Source organism: Planctomonas sp. JC2975 (assembly GCF_012985205.1).
Taxonomy (GTDB): domain Bacteria; phylum Actinomycetota; class Actinomycetes; order Actinomycetales; family Microbacteriaceae; genus Humibacter.
Map to the genome: position 1 here is coordinate 1,118,197 of NZ_JABEKS010000001.1, position 21,820 is coordinate 1,140,016.

Annotated in this window: 20 protein-coding genes and 1 tRNA gene; 1 reads left to right on the top strand and 20 read right to left on the bottom strand. The window is 67.2% G+C overall.

From position 1 onward, the window contains the following. Nucleotides 1-36: 36 nt before the first annotated feature. The 20 genes from HII28_RS05190 to HII28_RS05280 form a co-directional block, all read right to left on the bottom strand. Nucleotides 37-1,374, bottom strand: coding sequence for a D-arabinono-1,4-lactone oxidase (locus HII28_RS05190; RefSeq protein WP_346769193.1), 1,338 nt, complete (start codon nt 1,372-1,374; stop codon nt 37-39). Beyond that, nucleotides 1,371-2,660 carry an alanine racemase gene (locus HII28_RS19850; protein WP_240977242.1) on the bottom strand — a complete coding sequence of 430 codons (1,290 nt, stop codon included), beginning with the start codon at nt 2,658-2,660 and terminating at the stop codon, nt 1,371-1,373. The genes HII28_RS05190 and HII28_RS19850 overlap by 4 nt, the downstream gene beginning before the upstream one ends. Beyond that, nucleotides 2,660-3,943, bottom strand: a complete 1,284-nt coding sequence (locus tag HII28_RS05195) for an MFS transporter (protein WP_346769194.1) — start codon at nt 3,941-3,943, stop codon at nt 2,660-2,662. Before HII28_RS05195 ends, HII28_RS19850 begins: the two co-directional genes overlap by 1 nt. Next, the gene (locus HII28_RS05200) at nt 3,940-4,608 is read right to left on the bottom strand and encodes a TetR family transcriptional regulator (RefSeq protein ID WP_170024431.1); all 669 of its coding nucleotides are present in this window, start codon (nt 4,606-4,608) and stop codon (nt 3,940-3,942) included. Before HII28_RS05200 ends, HII28_RS05195 begins: the two co-directional genes overlap by 4 nt. A 222-nt stretch (nt 4,609-4,830) precedes the next feature. Continuing rightward, on the bottom strand, nt 4,831-6,147 hold the full coding sequence (locus tag HII28_RS05205; protein WP_170024432.1) for a glycosyltransferase: 1,317 nt from the start codon (nt 6,145-6,147) through the stop codon (nt 4,831-4,833). Nucleotides 6,148-6,190: 43 nt separating this feature from the next. Continuing rightward, nucleotides 6,191-7,516: a UDP-N-acetylglucosamine 2-epimerase (non-hydrolyzing) gene (gene wecB / locus HII28_RS05210; RefSeq protein ID WP_170024433.1), complete on the bottom strand. Its 1,326-nt coding sequence runs from the start codon at nt 7,514-7,516 to the stop codon at nt 6,191-6,193. 39 nt (nt 7,517-7,555) lie between these two features. Continuing rightward, nucleotides 7,556-8,251, bottom strand: coding sequence for a hypothetical protein (locus HII28_RS05215; RefSeq protein ID WP_170024434.1), 696 nt, complete (start codon nt 8,249-8,251; stop codon nt 7,556-7,558). Then, on the bottom strand, nt 8,248-9,102 hold the full coding sequence (locus tag HII28_RS05220) for a CPBP family intramembrane glutamic endopeptidase (protein WP_170024435.1): 855 nt from the start codon (nt 9,100-9,102) through the stop codon (nt 8,248-8,250). The genes HII28_RS05215 and HII28_RS05220 overlap by 4 nt, the downstream gene beginning before the upstream one ends. A 175-nt stretch (nt 9,103-9,277) precedes the next feature. Next, nucleotides 9,278-9,949 (bottom strand): response regulator transcription factor, encoded by a 672-nt coding sequence (locus HII28_RS05225; protein WP_170024436.1) that lies wholly within the window; start codon nt 9,947-9,949, stop codon nt 9,278-9,280. Continuing rightward, nucleotides 9,942-11,153 (bottom strand): sensor histidine kinase, encoded by a 1,212-nt coding sequence (locus HII28_RS05230; RefSeq protein ID WP_170024437.1) that lies wholly within the window; start codon nt 11,151-11,153, stop codon nt 9,942-9,944. The genes HII28_RS05225 and HII28_RS05230 overlap by 8 nt, the downstream gene beginning before the upstream one ends. A 149-nt stretch (nt 11,154-11,302) precedes the next feature. Then, nucleotides 11,303-11,376 (bottom strand) — tRNA-Leu (locus tag HII28_RS05235). 167 nt (nt 11,377-11,543) lie between these two features. Then, nucleotides 11,544-12,926: an FAD-dependent oxidoreductase gene (locus HII28_RS05240; RefSeq protein ID WP_170024438.1), complete on the bottom strand. Its 1,383-nt coding sequence runs from the start codon at nt 12,924-12,926 to the stop codon at nt 11,544-11,546. A 39-nt stretch (nt 12,927-12,965) separates the two neighbouring features. Next, nucleotides 12,966-13,481, bottom strand: coding sequence for a DUF501 domain-containing protein (locus HII28_RS05245; RefSeq protein WP_170024439.1), 516 nt, complete (start codon nt 13,479-13,481; stop codon nt 12,966-12,968). A gap of 21 nt (nt 13,482-13,502) precedes the next feature. After that, entirely contained in the window at nt 13,503-13,952 is a 450-nt protein-coding gene (locus HII28_RS05250) for a septum formation initiator family protein (RefSeq protein WP_170024440.1), read from the bottom strand. A 40-nt stretch (nt 13,953-13,992) separates the two neighbouring features. Next, the gene (gene eno, locus HII28_RS05255; protein ID WP_170024441.1) at nt 13,993-15,273 is read right to left on the bottom strand and encodes a phosphopyruvate hydratase; all 1,281 of its coding nucleotides are present in this window, start codon (nt 15,271-15,273) and stop codon (nt 13,993-13,995) included. Nucleotides 15,274-15,593: 320 nt separating this feature from the next. Next, on the bottom strand, nt 15,594-16,496 hold the full coding sequence (locus HII28_RS05260) for a carbohydrate ABC transporter permease (RefSeq protein WP_170024442.1): 903 nt from the start codon (nt 16,494-16,496) through the stop codon (nt 15,594-15,596). After that, the gene (locus HII28_RS05265) at nt 16,493-17,395 is read right to left on the bottom strand and encodes a sugar ABC transporter permease (RefSeq protein WP_170024443.1); all 903 of its coding nucleotides are present in this window, start codon (nt 17,393-17,395) and stop codon (nt 16,493-16,495) included. The genes HII28_RS05260 and HII28_RS05265 overlap by 4 nt, the downstream gene beginning before the upstream one ends. Before the next feature lie 95 nt (nt 17,396-17,490). Continuing rightward, complete coding sequence (gene ngcE, locus HII28_RS05270) at nt 17,491-18,864, bottom strand: N-acetylglucosamine/diacetylchitobiose ABC transporter substrate-binding protein (RefSeq protein ID WP_170024444.1); 1,374 nt, start codon at nt 18,862-18,864, stop codon at nt 17,491-17,493. Nucleotides 18,865-18,937: 73 nt separating this feature from the next. Further along, complete coding sequence (locus HII28_RS05275; RefSeq protein WP_170024445.1) at nt 18,938-19,693, bottom strand: SIS domain-containing protein; 756 nt, start codon at nt 19,691-19,693, stop codon at nt 18,938-18,940. Then, a complete protein-coding gene (locus HII28_RS05280) occupies nt 19,690-20,706 on the bottom strand; it encodes a MurR/RpiR family transcriptional regulator (protein WP_346769195.1) in 1,017 nt (338 codons plus the stop codon). Before HII28_RS05280 ends, HII28_RS05275 begins: the two co-directional genes overlap by 4 nt. Before the next feature lie 93 nt (nt 20,707-20,799). On the opposite strand from HII28_RS05280, the gene HII28_RS05285 reads away from it, so the two are divergent. Continuing rightward, on the top strand, nt 20,800-21,771 hold the full coding sequence (locus tag HII28_RS05285) for a BadF/BadG/BcrA/BcrD ATPase family protein (protein WP_170024446.1): 972 nt from the start codon (nt 20,800-20,802) through the stop codon (nt 21,769-21,771). The last annotated feature ends 49 nt before the right edge of the window (nt 21,772-21,820 follow it).

Sequence of the window (21,820 nt, forward strand, 5' to 3'; positions counted from 1 at the left end):
AGGTTGCCGCAGAGGCGACGGCGAGGTTGAACACCGTCAGACCTCCGTTGCTGCGACTTTCACGGGTCCGAGGACGGTGCGGAGGTATCCGTTCTCGAACACTCCCTGCGGGTCTAGCCGGTCGCGGACGGCGACGAACTCATCGAACCTCGGGTAGGAGGGGCGCAGGTCATCCGCCGTCCTGGTGTGCATTTTGCCCCAGTGCGGACGACCGTCGTGGGCGCGCATGATCGCCTCGACGGCGGCGAAGTACTCCGTCGGATCCTCGCGGAAGTAGCGGTGCACGGCGATGTAGCCGGTGTCACGGCCGTGCGCCGTCGACATCCAGTTCTCGTCGGCTGCAGCTGAACGCACCTCGACCGGGAACGAGATGCGCCATCCTCGCGAGCGGATGAGCGCATCCACCTCGCGCAGGGCTCCTGGCACTGCCTCTCGGGGCAGTGCGTACTCCATTTCCCGGAAGCGCACGGCGCGGTCGCTCACGAACACGCGTGGTGAATGGTCGGTGAACTCGCCGTTGCCCATCAGCCCGCCGGCCATGCGGTTGACGGGAGGGATGATCCCGGGAACCACCGACCCCACGGCGCAGATGCCGCGGTACAGGCCGTTGGCGATGATCTCGTCGGAGACCCACGCAGAGAAGCCGCCGCGGGGGCGGCGTTCGGCGTCGACCGGCAGGCGGGTGTTGGTCTTCGTGACGGCGACGTCGGTGTGCGGGAACCAGTAGAACTCGAAGTGGTCCTCTGCATGAGAGCGGTCGAGGTATCCGTCGAGCACATCGGCCAGCGCCTCCGAACGCTCGACGGCATGCAGCAGGAACGCTGGCACGCACTGCAGCGTGACGTCCACGAGCACGCCGAGGGCACCGAGCCCGAGGCGCACTGCCGGGAGGAGCTCGGCGTTCTCCGTCTCCGAGACGTGCAGCAGGGATCCGTCCCCCGTGACGAGCGTGACCGCGACGATCTGGGTGGCGAGTCCACCGAATCGGCCCCCGGTGCCATGAGTGCCCGTCGACGTCGCGCCTGCGACGGTCTGCCGGTCGATGTCGCCCATGTTCTCCAGGGCCAGCCCGTACGGCGCCAGCAGCTCCGGAAGCCGGTAGAGGTTGGTGCCTGCGCCGAGCGTGACCCGAGCGGATGCCTCGTCCACCGCGATCACTCCGCTGATCCGATAGAGATCCAGCTGCACGCCCGGCGCGACGGCGATGCCGGAGAAACTGTGCCCGGCTCCGACGGGCTTGACGTGCAGGCCGCGCTCCGCAGACGCGACGACCGCGCGCTGCACGGCAGCGACATCCTGCGGCCGCTCGACGTGCGCGGGACGGATGCGCTGACTCCGTCCCCAATTGCGCCACACGGCGCCCGTCGCCGTCACAGGAACGCTTTCCCTTCTCCGCGGTAGGTGGGCACGGATCCGATGACCTCGCCGCCGGCGACGAGCACGAACTCGTTCACGTGCTCGCTGAGCTCGCCGGACTTCGTGTGCCGGAACCACACGCGGTCGCCGACCCGCAACCCGGACGCGTTCGGACCGCTCACCGGGGTCTGCACCTCGCCCGCCATCTCGCGCGGCGCCATCTTCAGGCCGGTCGGCCAGGCGACCGCAGGCAGCCGGTCGACTGCAGGCGGGCCGGACGCCACCCATCCGCCGCCGAGGATCGTCGCGCTCCCCTTCTCCGCGTTGCGCACGACCTCGAGCGCGAAGGATGCCGCTGGCGCCGGCGAGAAGGAGCGGTAGTTGTCGAAGAGGTGGCCGCCGAGCAGCCCGCTGCCGGCGCCGATCTCGGTGACAGAGGGATCCGCGGACGTGAACTCGAGAGAGCCCGTTCCACCGCCGTTCACGAACTCCAGGTCGGCGATGCGGCGCACCGCTGCGACAGCAGCGGCGCGCCGCTCGAGGAGCTCGGCCTTCGAGTTGCGCTGCATCCAGCGAACGGTCGCGGCATACGCGGGGCGGCCGCGCGGGGCATCCCCCTGTCCGGCGATCTGCGCCTCGTACGCCATCATGCCGACGAGCGTGAAGCCAGGGCGGACGACGATGTGCGCTGCCAGAGCGGATGCCTGGCTCGGCGAATGCACCGGCGAGCGGTATACGCCGATGCGGCCGACCGGCCCCATCCACGCGGTGTCCAGCTCGATCGCCACCCGGATGCTCTCGCGCTTCTCCGGCGGGACGACAGCGTCGATGAAGTCGAGATGCTCGACGGAGTCGACCATCAGGGTCACCCGTGAGGCGAACTCGCCGGAGGCACCGAGCCGCCGCAATGCGGAGCGATCCGCCGTCGGGTAGCCGAGCACGATGTCGTCGATCGGCGCGTGGTCTGCGTCGCCGCTTGCGAGCCAGAGCGCCTCGTCCAATGTGTACGCGAGCACCCCGTGGAAGCCCGGCAGCGCAAGGGCCGCATCGATCACCGCCCGCACGCGCACCGACTTCGATGCGACGCGGATGGGGGTTCCCGCTGCACGAGCGAGCATGTCGTGGGCGTTGGCCCGCAGCGCGTCGAGCTCCAGGACGGCGACGGGTGCGTCGAGGTGAGCCGTCGCAGCGCCGAGTCCCGGCCAGAACAGCGCGGGATTCCCCCAGCGCCGTCGAGACGCCTCAGGTGCCGTCATCAGGTCGATGGTCGCTGAGCCGGGCGACGTCATGGATTCAGCCGCCATCAGCGCACCGCTTTCACTCGGGAGACGGCCACCGCGCCCGCGAAGGCGAACACCGCGGCCGTGACGAACAGGCCGGCGAAACCGGAGATGAACACCAGCAGGGCGCCCAGCAGAGGCGCCAGGGCCTGCGGCACAGCGGTGGCGATGTTCATGATCCCGAGGTCCTTGCCGCGGGTCTCCGGGTCGGGAAGTACCTGGGTCGCAAGCGCCTGGTCGACGGCGAGGAAGCATCCGTACCCCAGCCCGAGGAGCCCGGCGGCGACCATGGCGACGCTCAACAGCGGGACGAACGCCAGGATGATCGCGGCGATCGCCTGCAGCGTCGAGGAGAGGAACACGAATGCCTTGCGCCTGCCGAGCACGTCGGAGAGCTTGCCGAGCACGAGTGCCGCCGCGATCACGAACACCATGTAGATGAGGGTCAGCACGAGCAGGTCGTCCTGTGCCTGCCCTGGAGTCTCGTGAAGTCCGAACTCGATGAAGTAGAGCAGGAGGGTCGTGCCGAACGCGTTGCCGAAGTTGACCAGGATGCGGCTGAGCAGCGTCCAGCCGAAGTCCGGGTACTTCTTGGGGCTGATCCAGAGCGAGTCGATCATGCCGCGCAGGGACCAGGGGGCACGCTGCGAAGGCAGCAGCACTGCATCAGGGATGAACAGGAACGGCGTCACGAACACGATGAGCAGCACGGCCATCGCGGCGTAACCGAGGAACGTGCCGAGCGCGAGCATCGTGACGAGGAGGATTCCGGCGATGATGCCGATCGCCTGCGGTGCCGACAGCCAGCCGGAGACGTATCCGCGCTGGTCGACGGGGACCTGATCGCTGATCGTCGCCGTGAGCGCCGCGGTGAGCACGCAGAATCCGGTGAGCGCGAGGCACCAGAACACCCCGATGCCTACCATCGTGGTCTGCAGGCCGAGCAGGAGCAGGGACACCGCGAAGAGCAGAGCACCAGCGGCGATCCAAGGGCGCCGGCGTCCGAAACGACTCGTCGTGCGGTCGGAGAGCGCGCCGGTCACCGGGAAGGCGACGATCGCGCACACCGCCGAGATGCCAGAGATGATGCCGAACGCGATGACGTTCTGCACCCAGGCATCCGTCTTCAGCTGCTCCTGGATCTGCGCGGGCAACAGCAGTTGGATGGGCGTGAGTTGCGCCATCCAGACGCCGAACCAGGCGAAGGCGAAGGCGGCGATCCAGCGACCGCCGACCCTGCGAACCGGCTCGGCGAAGACGTCGACGGTCAGCCGGGGTCCGCCGGCCAGCGTGCCATCCGCGGTCACGATCGTGATCCCTGCTGCGAAGCGGCATCGACCGTCACGGCCGCGCGGGATGCGGCGGCGCGACGTGGCCGGCTCAGGGAGGCGAGGGCATCCGCGGCGAAGTCGATGAAACGGTGCGCAGCGTCATCGTCACGGGTTGCCAGCCACGTGAACGTGAGCCCGTCGGTGAGGCCGACGAGCATGCGCGCGACCTCGTCGACCGGGCGGCTCCACTGCTCGTCGACGAGCTCGGCCGCCGCAAGGAGCGACGACTCGGCCAGCGCGTAGTACCTCTCGTACTGCACCAGGGCGAGTTGTTCGGCGCCAGGCGTTCGCTGCGAGTACTGCGCGAGCTCGAACATGGCGCGCTCGTGGTCCGGGTCGGCCGTCACGCCCGCGAAGTAGTGTTCGAGGCCGCTCTTCAACGCCTCTCGCATGTCGGCGGGAACGGATGCCGGCGCCATGGCGGGCAGGACCGATCGCTCCTCCTGCTCGACGACGTGCCTCACGACCTCGCGCATCAGTTCGTCGCGGGACTCGAACGCGTAGTGGAAGGATGCCTGCGGCATGCCGGCCTCGCCGGTGATCGCCCGAGTCGTCGCTGCGGCGACGCCCTCCCTGGCGATGACGCCGAGCGCTGCTGCGATGAGCGCCGCTCGTCGCTCGGCGACGGACATGCGCGTCATGCGCGGATCCGTTCACGTGAGGTGCTGTGTTGATGCACGGTGTCGCTCCTGCTCTCCATCGGGCGGAACTGGGTCAGTTGACCAAGTATGCACGATACGTGCCGTGGCCGCATCTCCTCCGGTCTTCTACGGCTTGGTGACCGATGCCGCGACCGCGGATTGAGGCGCCGGCCACGCGACCGGGCCAACGGCGCCGCGGCGCTTCGCGGAAGCAGCGATCGCTCAGGAAGAAGGCCCGAGCGGCTCCCGTGCGGTCTTCGCCCATCCGGTGCGACCGGACAACTGCCTGAAGAGCGCCCTGGCCAGCGTCGGGAACACGAGCCAGGTGTATGCGGTGTACGGAATCACCTGCAGGATCGACACGAGCACGTGCACGAAGCCGCGCCCACGGAACAGGAGCGTCAGCAGTCCTGGTCCGAACCCGAGGGTGATGAAGACCAGAGCGACGGTGATCGTTGCGGGCACGAGCGGGATCTGCCAGACGGCTGTGAGCACGATCGTGGCCACGAAGTCGATGCCCGTGATCAACTGCAGCACCGGCGTAATCAGGTAGTAGCCGGCATCGATCCTGGCGCGGACACCGGGACGCATGCGCCCGACGCCGCCGACGAGGGGAACTGCCTGCCAGGCGCCCTGACCCCAGCGAGTGCGCTGCCGGTACAGCTTGCGGAGCGAGTTGAGTCCCTGCTGGTCGACCTGGCATCCGTTCTCCTGGCCGCCGCGCCAGCCTGCCTGCAGCAGCCTGACGCCCAGGTCTTGATCCTCGGTCAGCCGTTCGCGCCACGGTCCGCCGTCGATCTCGATCGACTCGAGAGCCGACAGTCGGTTGAACTGGGCATTTCCGCCCATGTTCGCTGTGCCCCAGGCCGATCGTCCCGCCTGATACACGAAGCCGAAGGATCCGAATTCCACATCCTGGGCCCACGTGAGGTAACCCTGCCGGTTGTAGATGCGCACCAAGCACTGCACGCCGCCCATCGTCGGGTCCGCGAAATGCCAGGCGACGGCGCGTGGCGCGTGTGGCGCGAGCCGGCCGTCCGCGTCGACGATGACCATGATCACCCGGTCGGAGGTGAACGGCGAGAAAGCCGGCTCGGCGAGAAGGCGCTCTCGCACGTACCGGTAGGCGTCGTTGAGCCCCTGGGCCTTTCCCTTGCGGGCGTTCGGGAGTTCACGGCGCAACACGCGCAGTCGCGGCTCGTCGAGTGCGGCCAGGATGCTCGGGGTCGCGTCGTCCGAGCCATCGTCGACCACCAGGATCACCGCATTCGTCGCCTCGGCGGCGCCGAGACGGGCGACGCTGTCGGCGATGGTCACTTCTTCGTTGAGCGCCGGCACCACGAACACCCAGAGGAACTCGGACTCCGGAATCCCCTGGGACCGCTTGCGGCGCCGCCTCTGCCGACCGGCGGCCGATACCAGGGCCACGATCGAGATGAAGGAGCTGAGCGTGATGACGAAGACGACCCAGAACAGCACCTGGAAGCCGACGGGCACGCCGCTGAACAGGTTCCACCACTGGTGCTGATGCTCGATCATCGCCTTCGCTCCGTCAGCATGCGCGCACGCGCATCTTCGCCGTTCAGACGTCTTCCGCGCTGAGCTCGCCCACCAGCATGGCCGCCGACGGAACGGGGACACGACGTGCGGGGTCGTTGTAGTAGCCGGCGCCGCGGAGTATGTCGAGACGGTTGAACCCGTTGCCGAACGCCTGCGGCTGCTCGGCATCGAACGCCACGTACTCGCAGGCCGCCACGATCCGTTCTGCGGCACGCCCATCGCCGTACGGGTTCACGATCGCGGCCCTGCGCGCCCGCTCACCCTCGTCATCGAGCAGACGGGATGCCGCCGCCACGATCGAGTCGAGGTCGGTGCCGACGAGCTCGAGGGTGCCGGCGTCCACTCCTTCTTGTCGCTCGGTGGTCTCCCGAACGACGATCACCGGCGTGCCGAGGGTCGGCGCCTCCTCTTGGATGCCCCCGGAGTCGGTGATCGCGATCGTGGCCCGTCGCAGGACTCGAGCGAACGCCGCATATCCCATCGGCTGAACGAGGGAGACGTTGGTCTCGAAGGCGAGCAACCCTCGCAGCACGTCGGCCACCGCCGGATTCGGGTGCAGCGACACCACGAAGCGCACGAACGGATAGCGCTGCGCAAGCTGCCGCACGGCCGTTCCGACCTGCAGGATGCCGGCTCCCCAGTTCTCGCGGCGATGAGCGGTGACGACGACGACCCGGGTCTCCTCATCGTCTTCGAGATCGGCGAGCTCTGGCGCGTCGTAGGGCACGTGCAGGCCGGCGGCCCACATCAGAGCGTCGATCGCCGTGTTCCCGGTCACGAAGACCTTGCCGTGTCGCACGCCCTCGCGAACGAGGTTCTCCTCGTTGCGGTAGGTCGGCGCGAGGTGGAACGACGCGATCCGGGAGATCAGCTGACGGTTCAGTTCCTCCGGATACGGCGACAGGATGTCGGAGGTGCGTAGACCGGCCTCGACGTGCGCCACCGGGATGTGCAGGTGGAAGGCGGCCAGAGCCCCCGCGGCCGCACTCGTCGTGTCGCCGTGCACGAAGCAGGCGACAGGGTATCCCTCGTACGCACGCCATTCGGCATCGACGATCGGTTCGCCGAACCGCTCGGCGACGAATCGCTGCAGCCCGGCGAGCACCTCGGCGAACAGCCCGTTCAGGCTTCGTCCCTTCGGGTTCGACACCAGTTCGACGTCGGCGCGGATGTCCGCCACCGCCAGCACCTGCCGCACCAGCTCGGCATGCTGCCCCGTCGAGATCACGACCGGCGTGATCCGCTCTGCTGCCTGGAACGCCCGGATGACCGGGATCATCTTGATCGCCTCAGGACGCGTGCCGACGACGACGAGCACCGTCGGAGCGTGCTGCTCCGCTTCCCCCATTTGAGCCAGGCTAGACGCAGGGTCGGCCGCAGTCGAGCATCATCCCCTCGAACGCGCCGCGAGTCGCCGCCGGCGTTCCGATCCGTCAGAAGCGGGCCATGGCGGTTGCACCCTTTCTCTGACAGGCAGCAGTGCGGCGAGCAAGGTCAGGGCCCCGACCGGAGCCAGCCAGGGTGAGGTCTGACCGAGCGCGGTTCCCAGGGACAACAGCGGCGCCCACCACGGCGCGACTCCCGACCTCGGCAGGGCGAGAAACAGCAGCAACGTCGTGATGCCGGCGAAGCACATGGCGGGCGCCAGGTCGGAGACGATCTCGGGTACAGGGATGAGGGCCGACCCGAACGCATCGAAGAGTTTCGACATATCCGCGCGGCTCGTCGCCGTGAATCCGACGATCAGGTCGATGACCGTTGTCCTGATCGTTGCGACGAGCCCCGCCCCGGCCGCGATGGTGACGACCACCGCCGTCCGCCGCATCCAGCGTCCACTCACCCGCCGGCAGAGGCCCACCAGAACAACACCGAACAGCAGCAACGATGCCAGGAACAAGCTGTGGGAAGCGGTCCACCAGAACCCCGGCCCGTGCCCATCCGCCATACCGTCGACGATGCGCAGCAGCCCGTAACCGGCGAAAAGTACTGGAGCCCCGACGAAGCAGAAACCCGAGAAGGATCGGGCGACGGATGCCCATGGCACTGCGCCGGTCCCGTCCTGTTCGCGCATCGCCGAGTTCACCGCACACCCGCCTTCGAGCTCGATCCGAGCCGGCCGCGAGTGGCGACGACCACCGCGACCGCCGCCGCGGCGTAGAGCGCCGCCATGGTCATGGCTCCGGCACCAGAGCCGATCACGCTGGAGGGCATGAGGTCGACAGCGAGGTTGTGGCCGGCGTGGGCGACGAGGACCACGGGGAGGCATCGTCCAGAGGCGTTGTACAACCAGGCGTAGACGACGGCCGTCGCGATCAGTCGCAGGAACGTCTGCGCGACATCCACAGGGCCGAGCTCGGCGCGGCCGACGGGAGTGAGCATCGGCCAGAGGTGCCATACCGACCACAGAACGCCCACCACGACAGCAGTGAGCAGCGCGCCCCACCTGGTCTGCAGCCGCTTCTGAGCGAAGCCCCGCCAGCCAGGCTCTTCGCCGAGCGAGCCCGCGATCAGGGGGCCGAGCAGCACCGGAATCGCCGAGACCGCGGGGAGCACCAGCGGGGTGGAAGGCGTGATGGTGCCCGAGGCGAAGAGCGCTCCGGCCGTGATCAGCGCGAAGACGAGCGGGCCGATGAGAGCGACGACGTACCACAATGGCCGGGTCCGCCACTGCAGGAAGGCGCCCAGAAACGCCCGCACCCCGTACGGTCTCGCCTCGAAGCAGCAGACGACGATCGCCGCGATCGCGGGTGAATACGCGACCACGAGGATCGCGGGTGAGAAGTCGCGGTAGTCGCCTCCGGTCGACGTGAGCCACGCCGCAGCTCCGACCGTGAGTCCGGAGAGCACGATCGCCCAGGCGACCACGGGAAGCAGTGTCGCTCGATCAGCGGAGCGGGGACTGTCGGATTCGGTTTCGGACACTGTCGCGTTCATGGTCACCCCTGACGAAAAGGAAGCATCGACTCTTCGATGCTTCCGTGACCGACCGCGGTGGCGAATCGCCGCGCAGACCGAGATCCGGCATCCTTCCCCCGCACGAGACCGCGTGCGAACTCATTCGCCAGAGGGATGGGCAACGGTTCGATGGGGGCCAAACACCTGCCGGAGGTCAGGAGACCAGGCCGCACTCGTACGCGAGGATGACCGCGTGCACCCGGTCGCGAAGCCCGAGCTTGACGAAGACGTTGCTGACGTGGGTCTTCACCGTGTGCTCGCTGACGACCATCGCCCGAGCGATCTCCGCATTGGACAGGCCGCGGGCCATCAGGTTGAGGGTCTCGCTCTCCCGTTCGGTGAGCGAGCGGAGGCGTTCGTCGGGGTCGGAACCCGCCCGCGGCCGGTTGCGCACGACGTCGGCGATCAGCCGTCTGGTCACGGTCGGTGCCAGCAGGGCGTCCCCGTTCGCGACGACGCGCACGGCATGCACGAGGTCATCGCGACGCAGGTCCTTCAGCAGGAATCCGCTCGCGCCCGCTTCCAACGACTCGTAGACGTAGTCGTCCTGGTCGAACGTGGTCAGCATGACCACCCGGCACGCGGTGCGTGCGCAGATGATGCGTGCAGCCTCCAAGCCGTCCATGCGCGGCATCCGGATGTCGAGCAGCGCCACGTCCGGCGCGAGCTCCTGCACCGCGGCGACCGCAGCAAGCCCGTCCCCCACCTCTGCGACCACTTCGATGTCCTGCTGCGCGCCCAGAATCATGGCGAATCCGCTGCGCACGAGCTCCTGGTCGTCGGCGAGCACGACCCGGAGCGTCCGGCCGGCCGCCGGTTCAGCCATGTTCCCGCACGCGCGACGTGCCGGGGAGTGACGTCGTCTCGCCGTCGTCTGGAAGCCAGGCCGTCACCAGGAAGCCGCCGTCCGCGTTCGGTCCCGCCTCCGCGCTGCCACCGCAGGCGGCTGCACGTTCCCGGATGCCGATGATGCCGCGACCGCCGTCGCTCGCGACGCCGTCCGCGCATCCGTCGTCGACCACGGTGAGCGCCAGACCGCCACTCGTCCAGGTCAAGCTGACATCCGCCGTCGACGCATGCGCGTGCCGGACCGTGTTCGTCAGCGCCTCCTGGACGATTCGGTAGGCGGCGAGCTCCACGTCGGCAGCGAGCCGGCGAGGCGTCCCGGTCGTGTGCAGTCTCACGTTCAGGCCCACCTGCGCCAGCTCTGCCGCCAGCGAGGGAAGCAGGTCGAGCGTGGGCTGCGGACTCGGTCGCCCCGCTGTCTTCTGGCTGCCGAGTGCACCGAGCACGCGGCGCAATTGCGCCATCGCCTCCCGTCCAGTGGTGGCGATGGCGTCGAACGTCTGGGCGGCGCGTTGCGGATCGGTGTACACCACCACTGGACCCGCCTCCGCCTGAACGACCATCATGCTCACCCCGTGCGCCAGCACGTCGTGCATGTCCCTCGCGATTCGAGCACGCTCCTCCGCAACGATCCGCGCCGCGTCGGCTGCCCGCTCGCGCTCCAGCTGGAGGGCACGATCCTGCAGTGCCAGCGTCCGTGCCCGGCTCGCGCGCGCGAGAGAACCGAGAAGGTACGCGGTGAGGGGCAACAGCAGGGTGAACATCAGCTCGGCAGGCAGATACCGCGTCAGCAGCCATGCCTGCACGAGCATCGTGGCCAGCACGACCGTCACGTAGCTACGCCGTTGCCAGGGTCGTCCGCGATCCGCGATCGTGTACATGACGACGAGCAGTCCGTACTGCAACTGCTGTCCGGGCGCGTGGTAGACCGACACTCCGAGCGCGAACAGTCCGACCGTGATCGCGACCGTGAAGGGCAGCCGGCGGCGCCAGATCAGCGGCACCACGGTGCCAAGGTTGAGCGCAGCACCCAGGGCCGTGACCGTGCCCGGGGAAGCTGCGACGAACGGCACCGACGTCGGCACCGCGACCGCGAACGCGATCGCCGAGTCCAGCACGTAGGGATTCGCGGAATGGATGCTCGTTCCGAGCCGGTCGCGCACGCCGGCGATCCAGGCGAACATGGAGCAAGTATCCCAGCTACCCTGGGCAGCCGCCTCGGTCGCGAGAGGGAGATATTCGTGGTGATCGGGATGCCACGCACCGCTCAAAGGAGTCGATTGGCTCAGCCGAGAACGAGCGAGCTCGTTCCCGATCAAGCCTCGATCGTCGGTGCCCCCGCTGGGACTCGAACCCAGACTGCGGCGATTTTAAGTCGCCTGCCTCTGCCGATTGGGCTACGGGGGCTGACGCTCGGCTCGGATCGAAGACCCTGTCGGCCTTCGCCGCGACGCCGGCGCCGCGGGAGAACTGCGCTCACGCGGTCACACGAAGGCTATCCGAACGCGCGATCCGGCCAGATGCGAAACGGCCGCACGGGAAGTGTCCCGAACGGCCGTTCCGCATCGAAAATGTCAGGCGGACGCCTTCACAGGCTCCTTCTCCTCGGCCTTCGGCGCTGCGGCCTCGACCGGCGGCTTCGGGCGAGCGGCGAACTCCTCGAACGCCTCGCGCGGCTGCTGGATCTTGGACATCGACACGTTGTCGCGGCCGAGCAGGAAGTCCAGCACCCAGTCGCCGACCACACGCCACTTGCGCTCCCAGCTCGGCATGGCGAGGCCGTGGTAGCCGCGGTGCATGAACCAGGCGGGCCAGCCCTTGATGGCGATCTTGCGCCACTGGTACACGCCCACGCCGAGACCGAGACCGGCGACAGCGCCGAGCGGCTTGTGGAAGTAGTTCTTCACACCCTCGCCGCGCAGCGTCGCGACGATGTTCTTCGCGAGCAGCTTGGCCTGGCGGACGGCGTGCTGCGCGTTCGGCACCGTGTTGCCGCCGACGCCGAAGCCCGACAGGTCGGGCACAGCTGCGACGTCACCGCACGACCACGCGTCGGCGACGATGTCGTCGCCGTCGGTCGTGACGCGAAGGTCGGCCCGCACCTTGACGCGGCCGCGCTCTTCGATCGGGAGATCGGTGTGGCGCACGATCTGGGGCGTCGCCATGACTCCGGCGGTCCAGATGATGAGGTCGGTGGCGAAGCTCTCACCTGTGCTCAGCTGTACGACGCCATCGACGGCGCTCTGCAGCTGCGTCTCGAGGTGGATCTCCGCCCCGCGCTGCGCGAGGTTCTTGATCACCCAGTGGCTCGTCTCGAGCGAGACCTCGGGCATGATGCGGCCCATCGCCTCGATGAGGTGGAAGTGCGTGTCCTCGAAGTCGATCTCGGGGTACTGACGCAGCAACGCGCTGGCGAAGCCGCGCAACTCGGCGAACACCTCGATGCCGGCGAACCCACCACCGACGACGACCACGGTGAGCAGGCGGTCGCGCTCGGGGCCGGCGGGCAGCTGGGCAGCCTTCGCGTAGTTGTCGAGGATGCGATCGCGGATCGCGACGGCCTCCTCGATGTTCTTCAGGCCGATCGCCTGGTCGGCGACGCCCGGGATCGGGAACGTGCGGCTGACAGCACCGGCGGTGATGACGATCTGGTCGTACTCGAACTCCCAGGGCTCGCCGACGGGCGGCGTGATCGTCGCCTTCTTCTCGGCGTGGTTCACGTACGTGACCTTCGCGCCGATGATCTTCGTCTTCTTCAGGTGACGACGGTGGGAGACGACGGCGTGACGCGCCTCGATCTCACCCGCCGAGACTTCGGGAAGGAACGGCTGGTACGTCATGTAGGGAAGCGGGTCGACGAGTGTGACCTCCGCCTCCCCCTTGCGCAGCCACTTCTCGAGCTTCCAAGCCGTGTAGAAACCAGCGTATCCACCGCCGACGATCAGGATTTTGGGCACAGTGCAGCGTCTCCTTGAAACGAAAAGTATGGGTCCAATCTACCGCAAGCCGTAGTCAGGACATTCACAGGCATTCGGCGACCAGTCGCCGCGTTCCAGCGCCAGGTCTCCGATCGGGTTGATCCCGGGGCCGGCAGCCAGCGAATGAGCAGCCAGGGCGTGCAGGCATTTCACGCGAGCCGGCATGCCGCCCGCGGAGAATCCGGCGATCTGCTCGACAGCCTCGATGCTGTCGCGATCGCTCAGATAGGACTGATGCGCCTTGTCGTAGGCGGCGCGCAACTCCTCGTCATCCGCCAGCAGTTCCGTGAACTCGGCCATGACTCCTGCCGCCTCGAGCCGGGACATCGCAGCCGTCGCTGCCGGATGGCTCAGGTAGTAGAGCGTCGGGAATGGGGTGCCGTCCGGGAGCCGCGGCGCAGTTGCCACCACCGTCGGCGCACCGCAGGCGCACCGGGCGGCGATGCCGACGACGCCTCGCGCCGGGCGTCCGAGTTGAGCGGAGACGATGGCGATGTCGCGGTCCGACACGGGTTCGAACGGGGGTGTTGTCATGGGAGAACTGCTGTCAAATGGTCAATGGGAGAGCTGGGATGCGGTCTGATCGGTAAGACCCGCCGTGAAGAACGATCCCGTGATGGCGCCCAGCCAGTCGGTCTTGGTGGACTGGATGTCGGTGCTCACGTCGGACGCGTCCTTCTTCGGTGCCGGCGGGCGATCGTCGATCACAAGATAGCTGGTCTCCCCCGGCATCACGAACAGCAGCCGGCCTCTCGCCTGCGCCTTGATGTAGTCCGGATCGCTCCAGTTGGCCGCCTGCTTGTTCAGACTGGCGATGGTTGCCGCGGTGTCGGTGTTGCTCTTCTGCAGCTGCGCGATCTCGTGCTGTTGATCGATGTACAGGTGCAGCGTCGGCGCGATGACCAGCACGCCGAGCACGACCAGCCCGAGCATGACAAGGCTGAACCAGGAGAAGCGGATGCCACGCAGCCAGTTCGCGGAGGCACGACGATTCGAGGCGGGCATGCCGTCAAGTCTCCGGCATGCCCGTCTCGATGCTCGTGCGCTACGCCGTGAAGCGCGGGAACGCGCTGCGGCCGGCGAAGGTCGCAGCCGTGTCGAGCTCTTCCTCGATGCGAAGGAGCTGGTTGTACTTGGCGACGCGCTCGCTGCGGGCGGGGGCGCCGCTCTTGATCTGGCCGGAGTTCGTGGCGACCACGAGGTCGGCGATAGTGGTGTCCTCGGTCTCACCTGAACGGTGCGAGAACATCGCGGTGTAACCCGCACGGTGCGCCATTTCGACCGCGTCGAGCGTCTCGCTCAGCGTGCCGATCTGGTTCACCTTGACGAGCAGCGAGTTCGCGACACCGAGCTCGATGCCACGCGCCAGACGCTTCGGGTTGGTGACGAACAGGTCGTCACCGACGAGCTGGATCTTCGAGCCGAGCTTCTCAGTGAGGAGCTCCCAGTTCTCCCAGTCGTCCTCGGCCAGACCGTCCTCGATCGTGACGATCGGGTAGGCGTCGACGAGATCCGCGTAGTAGTCGATGAGCTCGGGCGCCGTCCACTGCTTCTTGTCGAGCGTGTAGACGCCGTTCTCGAAGAACTCGGTGGCTGCGGCATCCAGTCCGAGAGCGATGTCGGTGCCAGGAGTGAAGCCGGCCTTCTCGATCGCCTTGACCAGGAAGTCGAGACCCTCGCGGTTGCTGGGCAGGTCGGGTGCGAATCCGCCTTCGTCGCCGAGACCGGTGCTGAAGCCGGCGGCCTTCAGCTCCGACTTGAGCACGTGGTAGGTCTCGGCACCCCAGCGCAGCGCCTCGCGGAAAGTGGAGGCGCCGATCGGTGCGAGGAAGAACTCCTGCATGTCGATGCCGTTGTCGGCGTGCTCGCCACCGTTGATCACGTTGAACAGCGGCACGGGAAGCACGTGAGCGTTCGGGCCGCCCACGTAACGGAACAGCGGAAGGTCGGCGGCGTCGGCTGCGGCACGGGCGACGGCGAGGCTGACGCCCAGGATGGCGTTGGCGCCGACGCGGCTCTTGTTCTCTGTGCCGTCGACCTCGATGAGGGCGGCGTCCACACCACGCTGGTCGGATGCCTCGAAGCCCTCGATCGCCGGGCCGAGTTCGTCGAGCACGGCGTCGACGGCCTTCTCGACGCCCTTGCCGCTGTAGCGGGACTTGTCGCCGTCGCGCAGCTCGTAGGCCTCGAAGGCTCCGGTGGATGCGCCGGACGGCACTGCAGCGCGCGACACGGTGCCGTCTTCGAGGAGAACCTCGACCTCGACGGTCGGGTTGCCGCGGGAATCCAGAATCTCGCGAGCGCCTACAGCCTCGATCAAAGCCACAACGGTCTCCTTAGAAAAGTCTTGATGGGGAGGGACGAGTGTCCGCCGGCAAGTCTATCTGCGCGCTGGAGCTAGGAGCGGAGGCCATTTCTGGCCTCCGCCGCGACGCCAGCGCTGGCGGCCGTCTCGGCCGCCAGTCACCCCCGCCATCAGCGCCCGAAAGCACGACGAGTCGCATCACGCCAATCACTGCGCGCTCGAGCTAGGAACGGAGGCCATTTCTGGCCGCCGCCGCGACGCTGACTTATCTCCGCCCGGCGCACGCAGAAGGCGGCCGTCGATGACGGCCGCCTTCCATCCCTCGGAGTGGGATTCCTCGACTACTTCATCGTTCCCTGCGACACCGAGCCCTGGAGCTGGCGCTGGAAGAAGATGTAGACGATGAGCACCGGGATGACGGTGATGACGACTGCTGCATAGAGCGCACCGAAGTCGACCGAGTATCCGGCTTGCGATGCGAACTGCGCCATGCCCTGGGTGAGCACGTAGTTGCTCTGATCCGAGTTCAACGCCACCGGCAGGAGGAACTGGTTCCACAGGCCGAGGAAGTTGAAGATCGCTACCGCCGCCATGCCGGGAGTGGCCATCGGCAGCATCACCTGGAAGAACGTGCGCCACTCGCTCGCACCGTCCACCTGCGCCGCCTCGTAGATCTCGTCGGGGAGACCCTGGAAGAAGGAATACAGGAAGAACACCGTGAACGGCAGCGCGAACGCCACGTAAGTGAGGATCAGGCCGGGCAGCGTGTTCAGCAGTCCGATCCCCTGCAGGATCTTGAACAGCGGAACGATCGCCAGGAACGGCGGGAAGGTGAGTCCTGCGAGCATGAGCCAGTAGATGGCCCGCGCTCCGAAGAACTTGAACCTGGCCAGCACGTACGCGCACATGGCGCCGAGGATCATGACGATCACGAGCGCGAAGCCGACCACGATCAACGTGTTCACGAAGTAGCTGCCGATGCCCGATCCGTTCCACGCATTGACGTAGTTCGTGAAGTCGAGCTTGGCAGGAAGCGAGAACGGGTTGTCGAGAATCTGCTTCGTCGTCTTGAACGACGACATGAACACCCAGAGAAGCGGGATGGCGACGACGAGCGACCACGCGATCAGGAGCACATGCGAGGCCGTGCCGACTGCCTTGTCGCCGGCCGACAGCTTCTGCTTGTTGGATCCCGGCTTCAGCGCACCCTTCTTCGAGGTGACGATGCTTGCTGTGGCGGTCATGACCGGCCCTCCTCTCTACCCTTGCTCAGGCGGCCGACCGTGAAGACGATCGCAGCGAAGATCAGCGTGATCACGGCGAGCACGACGCCCATCGCCGTCGCGTAGCCGAACTGGCCCTTGCGGAAGGCAGTGTTGAACAGATCCTGGCTGATCACGAGCGTCGTGTTCTTGGGTCCGCCCGCGTTCGGGAACAGCGCGGACATGTAGACGAAGGAGTCGAGGGCCGCGATCCCCAGGTAGATGTACGCGGTCTGGATGTTGTCGCGGATGGAAGGCACCGTGATCGAGATCGCGGTGCGGAAACGACCCGCGCCATCGAGGCGGACCGCCTCGTAGATCTCGGCGGGAACGCTCTTGATGGCCGCGACGAAGAGCACCGTGTAGAAACCGATGAAACCCCAGATGATGACCCACATGGAGGCGGGCATGGCCGTTGCCACCTCGCCCAGCCAGGCGAAGTTCTCGAAGTTCTTCAGGCCGATGGCCGTGAGGAATCCGTTCAACAGTCCTGCGCTCGGGTCGTACACCTCCGCCCAGATCAGGCCGACGACGATGGCCGGGATGCAGTACGGGAAGAACGAGACCGTGCGGTAGAACCCGGAGGCCCTGACGCCGCGGATCTGGCCCTTGCTCGGCCCGGCGACGGTGACGACGCTCGCGATGACCAGCGCGACGACGATCGTCACGAGGGGAACGACGACGCCCAGCAGGATGCAGTTGAGCACGGCCTGCATGAACGTCGAGTCTTGCGCGAGGTTCACGAAGTTCTGGAACCCGATGAAGTTCATCGTCGGGGAGAACCCGCCCCAGTCGGTGAGCGAGTAGTAGATCGCCTGGATGAACGGCCAGATCACGAAGACCAGGAAGATCACCAGGGGAAGAATCAGGAACACGGCCATGAAGCTGACCTTGTCGAAGGTCAACTTCCGGGCGCGGCGGCGCCGGGAGGGCGGGGAGACCCGCCCTCCCGACGTCGTGGTGCTGGTTGCTTGGGTCACTTGGATGCCGCGGCCTTATCGGAGATCGCCTGCATCTGAGTGGTGAGCGCCGCGACATCGGCCTGCCCGGAGAGGAACGCGTTCCAGATCACGAGCTGGTCGGTGTTGAGGCCGTACAGGCTGGAGAACTCCCAGTCGAAGATGTTCTGCCCGGCCTTGTCGAGCATGGTCGTCTGCGACACGAGCGCCGTCGAACCGAATCCGTCGGAGGGCACAAGGCCCTTGACGATGGTCGGCGCGAGGCGCGTCTTCGAGAAGTTCGTCGCGGAATCCTTGGAGAGCATGGCGCGCATGATCTCCTTGCCACCCGCGACGTTCTTGCCCTGGGAAGGCACGATGTACGGCTCGCCGGCAGCCGCGCGAAGCGCCTCGTAAGGCATCTTCGAGCTGCTGGTGACGGTCGGCTCTGGAGCACCGGTCATCTTGAAGCCCGACTTCGTGGCGTTCTTCATCTCGTTCTCGATCCAACCGCCCGAGGGGTAGAGGATCGCCTGCTGGTCGTTGCTCCACTTGGCCTGCGCCGCCGTGAACTGCGTTCCGGCGCCACCGGGGATGAAGTAGCCGGCCTGGACGATCTCGGCGAGCTTGTTGAAGACATCCTGGATCGGCTTCTGCGACCAGGCGTTCTTCTCCAGGTTGTTGACCGAGTTCAGCACGTCCTCGCCACCCTCCTTGATGGCCGAGTCGAGCGCCAACGTGAGGTAGTACGTCGCGGCTTCCTTGCCCCAGACGAACAGGTACTTGCCCGCAGCCTTGGCCTTGGCACCCAGGTCGAGTGCTTCGTCCCAGGTCTTGGGCGGGGTCCAGCTGTTCTGCTCGAACAGGCTGGCGGAGTACCAGACCGCGTACACGGTCATCACATAGTTCATCGCGACGAACTTGTTGCTGAACGTGCCGGGGACCTTGACGTTCGGGTACAACGTGTCGGAGATCTTCTTGCCCTCGTAGTTGTTCGCGTCGAACACGTCGTCGAGGGTCTCGAGGCTCTTCAGAATGGTGTTGAACCCGATCTGGTTGGCACCCGAGTTGTCGATGAGGTCCGGTGGGTTGCCACCGACGAATCGCGGCTGCAGGGACTGCGCGATGTTCGTCTGAGGCGTGACCGTGGACGTCGTCTTCCACTTCTTGTCGACCAGCTTCGCGGCGAAGGTCACGTAGTCGTAGCCGTAGCCGCCGTTGAAGATCACCGCTTCGATCTTCGAGCTGTCGGCGATGCCGAACGGGTTGGTGGACGACTTCGTGCCACTGCTGGTGGTGCCACCGCCGCTGGAGCACGACGCGAGGCTCACCGTGATCGGGACGGCGACCGCCGCAGCGAACGCACCGCGGATGAACGTCCGCCGGTCGAGTCCTCTGTTCTCTGTGGTCATGATTCGAATGCTGCCTTTCGTTTGTTTCTCTTAGGTGATGGGTGGTGCGTCGGGCGACCGGACGGTCGGGCCGTCAGGCGGTCCGGGTGATCCGGTCTCGATAGAGATCCTCCAATGCCTGGTTGTGCTCGTCCCCGCCCGGGATGTTCGCCGAGATGTAGACGGGCGGGGTGGCTCCCGTCTGGGCGAGGCGTTCGGCGACCGCGATGGTCAGCAGCTGGGCGATGAATGCGGCGGTGATGGACGAGATCGCCCCGACCTTCACATCCCCTGACACCTCCAGCGTTGCGTCGCCGTACGGCGCCTTGTTGTCGATCACGACATCCGCAACATCGCGCAGTCTCAAGCCGCTCGGATGCTTCGGCTCGACCGCGTTCGTGTGCTCGAGGCTGGTCACCGCGATCACCTTGTGACCGGTCTCCTTGGCCTTGAGCGCCATGCCGACGATGGATCCGTTGACACCCGAGTTCGACGCGATGAGGAAGACGTCGTTCTCGCCGACGGGTGAGAGCTCGAAGAGCTCATCGACGACCGACGGGTCGCGCTCCAGGCCGCTTCCGCCGAGGATGTCGGCCGTTCGGGATCCGCGCAGCACGACGTCGCGCAGGGCGATCCGGTTCGTCGGGATGAGCCCACCGGCCCGTCCCGCGATCTCCATCGCGAACGCCTCCGAGTGCCCGGTGCCGAACGCCTGGAGCACACCCCCGGCAGTGACCGCCTCGACGAGGATGTCGATGGCAGGGTCGAGGGCGCCGGCATCCGCCTCGGCCGTCAACGCGTCGATGCGCGTCGCGGCCTCCTGCCGGAAGTCGTCGTAGAGGCGGGTCATGCGTGCTCCTTGTCGTGGTCGTGCGTTGTGGATCGGTCGGAAGCCGCGAAGCTGCTCCGGCCCGACTCCCGTCCTGGAAGACGTCGGGCGCGGTCGGCGCGACGATGTGGCAGGACGGCGAGGGCGGATGCTGCCAGCGTCGTCGTCGTGCGCCCGAAGTTCTGCTGCGCGACGAGCAGGTAGAGCAGGTCGAGCACGAACAGCTGGGAGTGCTTGGCCGACAGGTCGTCCGGCTGCAGGAACTGCTCGTGCGCGAGCGTCACGATGTGCTCGTGGGCCAGCTGCGCCAGCGGCGAGTCGGGAGAGTTCGTGACCGCGACGGTCAGGGCGCCGGTGGACTTGGCGCGCTCGAGCATCTGGATGGTCTCCTCGGTGCGACCCGTGTTCGAGATGCCGATCGCGACGCAGTGCTCGTCCTGCAGCGACGCGCTCGTGAGCCCGGTGTGCACCTCAGGCCAGACGTGCGAGTTGATGCCGATGCGGTACAGCCGGGACTGCATCTCCTCGGCCATGATGGCGCTGCCGCCGATGCCGTAGAGATCGACGTGGTGGCACGTGGCGACCCGGGTCGCGATGCGCTCGAGACGCACGAGGTCGATGAGGTCAGCGGTCTCGTGCAGCGACCGCGTGTGCGCGGTCAGCAGGGTGCTCATGACCTCGGTGGGCGAGTCGTCCGGTCCGAAGGCACGGCCGATGTCTTCGCTCCAGGTCTCGCGAGCGCGCTCGCGTCCCACGTCGGAGGCCACAGCGACGCGCAGTGGGACGTATCCGGAGAAGCCGATGGTGCGGCAGAACCGCGTGACCGTGGCGGGCGATGTGCCGGCCGTCTCGGCGAGTTCGGTGATGGACAGTCGCAGCGGGGCATCAGGGGACTCGAGCAGGAGTGCGGCGATTTTCGCCATTGCCTGCGACATCTGCGGCAGTCGAGACTGAATGCGCATGCCTACTCCCGGGCCTGTGACAACGGCCTGGGCGCTGCCCTGGTCGCTCGTCAGTTCGGGTGCTGCGTTCACGTGAAAATCCGTCTCACTTCTTCGGGGGATGGTTGAAAAGTATTATCAGGACTGTTCGCTCCAGGATCAAGACCCGAAATCGAAAAGCAACCAATGGGAAATCTCCTCGCCGTCGACGCCGGCGGTACCTCGACTCGCGCCATCGTGCTGACGACGAGCGGCGAATGCCTCGGCTACGGCCGAGCCGGGTCCGGAAATCCGATCTCATCAGGCACGGAACACGCCGCCCGCGAGGTGGCCTCTGCCGTGACGCTCGCGATGCACGCCGCGGGAGCCGATGCCATCGACAGCACTCCGGTGCTCGCCATGGCCGGCTCGCGGGCACACGTCTCGAGCGAATGGATTGGCGGCCCGCTCGCCGCGATCGGCGTGTCGGGCACCGTCAGATTCGAGTCCGACCTGCTCGCGACGTTCTGCTCCGGCGCCTGGGAGGCCTTCGGATACGCGATCGTCGCCGGCACAGGTGCTGCCGCCATCCGCGTCGTGGACGGACGTCCCAATCGAGCCGCGGACGGCCTCGGCTGGCTGCTCGGGGACGATGGATCCGGATTCTGGATCGGACGCCGCGTCGTGCGCGCCGTCTCCGACCACCTCGACGATCGCGGCCAGACGACGGCACTCACGCCGTTGCTGCTCGACATGCTCGGCATCCCGCTGGATCTGCGCATTCTCGACCCTGAGGACGGACGCGTCGAGTCGCTCAAGCACCTCGTCGACGAGGTGTACGCACTGAGGCCCATCGAGCTCGCGCGCTTCGCCCCGCTCGTCTTCGCGGCGGGCGACGATCCGCTCGCTGCCGCGATCATCGCGGATGCGCGTGCCGGCCTGCGCACGACCCTCGCCTCGATCGACTCCGCCGACGTGCGCGGTCCCGTGGTGTGCGGCGGCGGCGTGCTCGGCACCCTGGGGCTTCCCGTCGACGGACTCGCCGGTGTCACCGAGATCCGCAAGGTCGCCGACGGCGCCGTCGGCGCCGCCGTGCTCGCTCTGCGGGACAACGGCGTGAACGTCGACCGCGAGCTGTTCGAGCGCGTGACTCGGACGCTGGCGGTGTTGCGCGGTTAGCAGGAGCGCCTATCCGACGCGGCGCACTTCGGCTCGTCGCGCTCGCTCG